The organism is Desulfosporosinus sp. OT, assembly GCF_000224515.1.
In the GTDB taxonomy this organism is placed as follows: domain Bacteria; phylum Bacillota; class Desulfitobacteriia; order Desulfitobacteriales; family Desulfitobacteriaceae; genus Desulfosporosinus.
On record NZ_AGAF01000016.1, the window covers coordinates 1 to 5,786 of the forward strand.

A 5,786-nucleotide genomic window follows, 5' to 3' on the forward strand; every position below is an offset into this window, starting at 1 on the left:
TGATGCAGCAGCTGATTTAACTGGGCAAGCCAATCATTTAGGGGTGACCATCGAAGCAGATATAATCAAACAAAAACAGGCTACTAATAACGGGGGCTATACTGCCTTAAACTTTGGAAAAACCAGTCCGCTGGTTTATGAAAAATTATCCTCTCAGCATCTGATTGATTTAACTCGCTATCAAGTGGCTAATTGCTATATGGGGAGAGCGGGATTGATTAATTCTGGAGGCCCTTCAGGCGAAAATGATTTGCAACAAGCTGTCAAGACAGCAGTCATCAATAAAAGAGCAGGTGGCATGGGCATGATCTCAGGTAGAAAGGCCTTTCAAAAGCCGATGGGTGAGGGGATAGAATTGCTTAATGCCATCCAAAATGTATATATTGATAGAGGTATTGACATAGCTTAAGCAAGGGCATACTCAAAATTCTCAGGCTATTTCCAATAAGTTACATCTCTAACCAAAAGAAGTTATGAAAAGAGACTGATCATGAAAATCCCAGACTCTGGTAGACCGGGTTTCGTGATCAGTCTTATTTTTATACTAGATACTATATAAGACACTCAATCAACTAAGGTCAGCGCTTGGCAGCAGCCAAGTTTTCTTTACTCACTTGTTGAATGTAGTTTAATTCCTCTGCCCGTCACTTGCCGGTAGACAGCTTCAATAGTAAATGATAAACCTAGCATAATGATTAGCACCCACACTTCTTTCGGTGCTTCATTAGCCCGTTGCCAGATCAAGATACCCAAAGCTATCAAATTTACAAGCATCCCTGCTAATGATATTATTCTATGACTCCGGGTCTGTTTGTAAAGCTTGTAATTAGCATAATTGACCGCAGCAAAAATTAGTAAAAACCCCGCACTACCCATAGTAGAAATACTAGACAGGTCAAAAAAATTGGCTACTAATAAAGTCAAGCCTGAAGTAATAAAAAGTCCTTCCAAGGGTTGGTGCCAAACCTTTCTCTCCAGGACAACTGGCAATTCGCCCTCTTTGGCTATAATATAGCTCACCCTCGATGCTCCGTATAGAGTTGCATTAATTGCTGAGGCAGTCGACAAAAGGGCTGCAATTGTAATAAGAGTATAACCAAAACTACCCAGGAATGGTTTTGCTGCGGCGGCTAAAGCGTAGTCTTGGGCAACGACTATCAGCTTAATTGGTAAATTTCCTAAGGTTACCGCAGAAATAAGGACATAAAGCACGATTACAAATCCAACTGCGCTAAAATATGCTTTGGGGATCGTCTTGTTAGGATTGCGCATTTCACCTGCTGTGTTCGCTATAAGTTCAAACCCTTCATAAGCAACAAAAATAATCATACCTCCTGCTATTAGCTGGAATGGCTGAGCCCAAGAGGATGGTTGCATGGACTGAAGATTAACACTCCGTAGACCTGCCGCGATAAACAGAATCAGGATCGTTATTTTAAAACCTACAACCCATTCTTCTAATTCACCAACTACCTTGGCATTGAAGAGATTTAAACCAGTTAGGAGAATAATGATTGCACTAATTAAGACGTGTTTCCATATTAATTGTGATGCGGTTGGAAAGAACATAGCGCCATAACTACCAAAGGCGTAGGCATATAGGGAGAGCATTATTACATAACTCATCCATAATAGGACATTAAGTCCACCAGCAGTCAGCCCCACCCCAAAGGCCTGATTTAAAAATTCCACCGTTCCTCCCTGACTCGGGTAGGCAACAGATAATTTGGCGTAGGAGTAGGCCGTCACGAGGGCAACTAATCCAGCAATAGCGAACGCCACTGGGGTTCCTCCTTTGGCAAGTTGAACCGCCAATCCCAATACGGCAAAGATACCTCCACCTACCATTCCACCAACGCCAATTGCCACTGCTGACCAATAACCCAGAGACTTTTCTCCACTTTGTTCAATCATTGTACCTGCCCCGTAATAATAAATTCGTCGGCTTGCTTGTGAGCTTTCAAATGTCAAAGCCTCCATTTTTGTAGGATTAGTTACTTTTTCAAATAAGTAACGTCATGGTCATTATATCCGCCAATTTATGGACAGGCAATACTGTCAGCATTCAACCTTTTAAAACAGTGTTAACATTTTTTGGTTGCATAAGGCTCTCCAGTAGGGCAAGAACTCTCAAATCAGGTCGTCGGAATATCGATTGATAGACAGGTATCGCTGCAATTCACGCAAAAGTTAGCGAATCTATAAATTTTAAAAAACAACAAGCAGCTTCTACCAAAATAGGTAGGAGCTGCTTTCGCATGGTAAGTCACATACGGTGCAATACTGCTTTAGTGATGAGCTTCGTCTCTTTTTTCCGCGATAAAACCATTAATACTTTCTTTGCGTCGATCATTTTTAGCTTCTAAAGTTTGCTTCTCATCAGCTGAAATCTCACCAGCATGCTCATCCAAGTAATCCTCTGATTCATGCAACTTGGCAATGGTGTTGTCGATATGTTCTTGCAGGTGAGCCTCGTTATCCGCTCGATTATCCGGTTTGGCCAATGTAAATCCCTCCTAGTTATTCATAACTGTCTTTATAGGATGGCCTAAATCAAAAGCTGCTATGCGGGTAAATATTCAATCCGCGTTTCTTTCTAGAGTATTAACCTACAAAATCCGTGAAAGGATAAGCACAAGAGAGGTAATTGCCTTAAAAAACTCCCAGAAGTATTTTTTGGCTTATGTTTGAGTTAGCAGTCCCGCTCTTTATGTTTGTGATAGCCATGCATTGAAGTTGAGGTTAAAGCCGACATGACAAATGGCGGCCAAATTGGAGAAAAGCCCTAATCACCAATCACTGAAGACTAAAAAGTATGTTAGGAGTGTTGAGATGGAAGGATCATGGATAGCGTTATTACCTTTTTTGGTGGTAATTCCGATTTCTATTGTAACAAAACAAGTTCAACCAGGTCTTCTTGTTGGGTTAATTCTGGGGAGCTATTTGAAACAGCCGGATATTTTGGGCGGAGTAAAGACTTTAATTGGGTATATCGTAGACAATATGGTTAAGCAGAATAACATCCGTATCATCATTTTCCTCTATGTTTTTGCGGGCTTGATCAGCTTGACCAAGCTGACGGGTGGAATTAAAGGTTTTGTCAATTTAGTCGGGCATAAAGTAAAAACAAAAGGTGCGGCAATGTTGTTAACCTGGCTATCAACAATCGCTACATTTTCTGATCCTGATTTCAGGATCGTAACGATCGCTCCAATCATGAAAGCATTGAGGCAAAGATTACAAATTTCTAAGCAGGAGATTGGTTTCGTCATCGAGGCAACCTCTAATCCGGTCGTTGTGCTTATTCCAGTAGCCACTGCATTTGTTGGCTATATGGTTTCGGTGACAGGGACAGCTCTTCAGCACGTGGGGATTAAGGAAGCACCCTACATCATTTATATTAAGAGTATCCCATTTAATTTTTTTTCCTATGTGATTATTGCTTTAGGTATCTATTATAGCTTTTTTCGTGATTTCGGTGGAAAGAAAAGAGAAGGGAAGTCGGAAGCGAGCAATGCTAGGGCAAATGGCCAGGACCCAAATTCGCTGCAAGGCGAAGAAGATCTTGAAGAGTGTTATCGGGCATTCGAGAAAGACACGCAGAGCAAGCCCTGGAATTTAATTCTGCCACTCATCTCCGTCTTAGTGGGAACGATCTTTTTAAGCTGGTGGGACGGGCATCTGAAATCCAGTAGTTTCATGGGTGCTTTCCTAAAAGCTGACGCCCTAGGTGTCATGCTTGAGGCCGTGTTCATTTCTTTGTTTCTTTCACTCATCTTTTACTTATGCCAGCATTTCAGCGTTGCCAAGCTCGTAACACATTTCATCAAAGGTGGCAACGAATTGGTTTCAGTCATTATCATGTTAACCCTAATCTGGGCGCTGTCCGCCGTGTCCGAAGATTTGGGATTCTCCAAATATATAGCGGCACAAGTTGCTGGTCGAGTTCCTCATGCCTTTATTGCGCCAGTAATGTTTCTGCTGGGTGGTCTGATTTCATATTTTATTGGGTCATCCTGGGGTACGTGGGGTTTACTAATGCCCTTAGGAGTAACTCTGGCCCACCAATCGGGAGGCAATATCTTACTTGTCATAGGTGCCGTCTTTGCTAGTGGGACTTTTGGCGCTTTTGCTTCGCCGTTAAGTGATAACACGGTTACCTTGTGTACGATTCTCGATCTTCCAGTCATGGAATATTCACGCCTGAAGTTAAAACCAGCCTTATTGGCTGCGGCGATAACGACCGTACTGTTTGGCGTGGCAGCTATGGTGTTTCATTAATATGAGCGGTCATGAATTCTGTTTAATTGATATCGTATCGAATAAGATAGTGAGCAGACTATTCCTTATTCGCACCTTAATATCAAGGGCAGGATTAATCTTACTAAAGAAATCAAGTCCATTCAAAGCGGCCAACACGATTATTGTTGTGCCTTCCACATCTAAATCGCTACGAAAAATTCCGTCTATAATTCCTGCTTCAAGGATATCTTTAAAACTATTAACAAAAAAGTGATGTAATTCTTTAACACACTCATCAATTTTCTTATTAAAGGTAATATTGCTATAGGCTTCCGAAAACAAAGTATTCGGATAGGGTTTACTAATATAACTACAGTAACCCGTAATAAATTTTTCTAAGACTTCTACAGGATTTCCAAAATTCAATAATATCTTTCCGGTTACGCGTTTGATCATTTTGGTTTCATATTCAATGCAGTATGCTAAAAGTTCCTCTTTAGATTTGAAGTATTTATACAATGTTGATCGCTTGAGGCCTGCGGCCTTAGCTATCTCATCCATGTCAATTCTAGTGTAACTTACTTGAGCAAACCTTTCGCGGGCATTTTTAATAATTGCCTCCCGCTCATCAATCAATTGAACATCAGCATCGTCTTGTCTTAGTTGATTTATTAGCATTTCTTTGGAGGAAAATATCTCATAAAACGTTCTTTTGCTGATCTTGCATTTTTTAGCTAGATTTGAAACGGTCAGCTTATCAATTCCCTCTGTATTGACAATATTTTGAGCACATTTAAGTATTTTCGATTGATAAAGTTTTATTCTATCCAAAAAATGCTAACCCCTTTGCGAAAAAGTGCGATTTTTTTTGATAAATGACTAGAACCATCCTAACGTGCAAAAGTATTATACGATATTGACAGGCATAAATGAAGGTAATATACTTAACATCGTGTAGAATTCGGTACCATAATTTAAATACTAGACGTATTGGATGCCCTACAAAGGATGCTTAAGAAAACTGATTTGATTTATTATTGCAGACCTCTGTTCATGCCCAAAATTATAATAAGGTTGATAAAGGCAAACTTAGCGAAAGTTAAGGACGCAAAGCCACGGGTCTTCTGCTTACAAGTAATGATCGCCGGGCTACCGAGGGGAACTTTAAAGCCGTACCCATTGGGTACGGCTTTTTCAAAACTTTGGATTGGCAACCGGGTTAGAAAGGAAGAATAGATAATGCGGATTTTGGTTGCGGATGATTCCTCGTTTATGCGGAAGATAATTCAGGCCGTGTTGGAAAGAGCGGGGCATCAAGTTGTCGGTGAGGCTTCAGACGGCCAAGAAGCTGTTAGCCGATACCAGGAATTAAAACCTGATCTGGTAATAATGGATATCACCATGCCAATAGTGAATGGACTAGAATCATTAAAAGAAATTCTTTGCTCCAATCCGGATGCCAAAGTATTAATGTGCTCTGCAATGGGGCAAGAGAGCATAATCCAAGAAAGTATTGAGTATGGTGCTAAAGGTTTTATAACTAA

General features: G+C 40.7%; 5 protein-coding genes, 1 pseudogene and 1 riboswitch. Of the genes and pseudogenes, 3 read left to right on the forward strand and 3 right to left on the reverse strand.

The window, feature by feature from the left end; all coding sequences use genetic code 11:
* A pseudogene (locus DOT_RS01370) lies at window positions 1–409 on the forward strand (fructose-bisphosphate aldolase); the annotation flags it as partial.
* Window positions 410–606: 197 nt separating this feature from the next.
* Here DOT_RS01370 and DOT_RS01375 read toward each other — a convergent pair.
* Entirely contained in the window at window positions 607–1,914 is a 1,308-nt protein-coding gene (locus tag DOT_RS01375; protein WP_009613093.1) for an APC family permease, read from the reverse strand.
* A 374-nt stretch (window positions 1,915–2,288) separates the two neighbouring features.
* Window positions 2,289–2,504 carry a small acid-soluble spore protein Tlp gene (gene tlp, locus DOT_RS01380; protein WP_009613095.1) on the reverse strand — a complete coding sequence of 72 codons (216 nt, stop codon included), beginning with the start codon at window positions 2,502–2,504 and terminating at the stop codon, window positions 2,289–2,291.
* A 328-nt stretch (window positions 2,505–2,832) separates the two neighbouring features.
* On the opposite strand from tlp, the gene DOT_RS01385 reads away from it, so the two are divergent.
* Window positions 2,833–4,281: a Na+/H+ antiporter NhaC family protein gene (locus DOT_RS01385; RefSeq protein WP_009613106.1), complete on the forward strand. Its 1,449-nt coding sequence runs from the start codon at window positions 2,833–2,835 to the stop codon at window positions 4,279–4,281.
* Window positions 4,282–4,290: 9 nt separating this feature from the next.
* Here the strand turns inward: DOT_RS01385 and DOT_RS01390 are convergent, their stop codons facing one another.
* Window positions 4,291–5,073: a TetR/AcrR family transcriptional regulator gene (locus DOT_RS01390; RefSeq protein ID WP_009613108.1), complete on the reverse strand. Its 783-nt coding sequence runs from the start codon at window positions 5,071–5,073 to the stop codon at window positions 4,291–4,293.
* 241 nt (window positions 5,074–5,314) lie between these two features.
* Window positions 5,315–5,399, forward strand: a riboswitch (cyclic di-GMP riboswitch).
* Window positions 5,400–5,481: 82 nt separating this feature from the next.
* Here DOT_RS01390 and DOT_RS01400 point away from each other — a divergent pair.
* On the forward strand, window positions 5,482–5,786 hold a 305-nt coding region (locus DOT_RS01400), incomplete at its 3' end, for a response regulator (RefSeq protein WP_009613112.1).

Excerpts from the sequence above, each read along its gene's own strand:
- DOT_RS01375 (WP_009613093.1), bottom strand. The coding sequence starts at position 1,914 with ATGATTGAACAAAGTGGAGAAAAGTCTCTGGGTTATTGGTCAGCAGTG.
- DOT_RS01385 (WP_009613106.1), top strand. The coding sequence starts at position 2,833 with ATGGAAGGATCATGGATAGCGTTATTACCTTTTTTGGTGGTAATTCCG.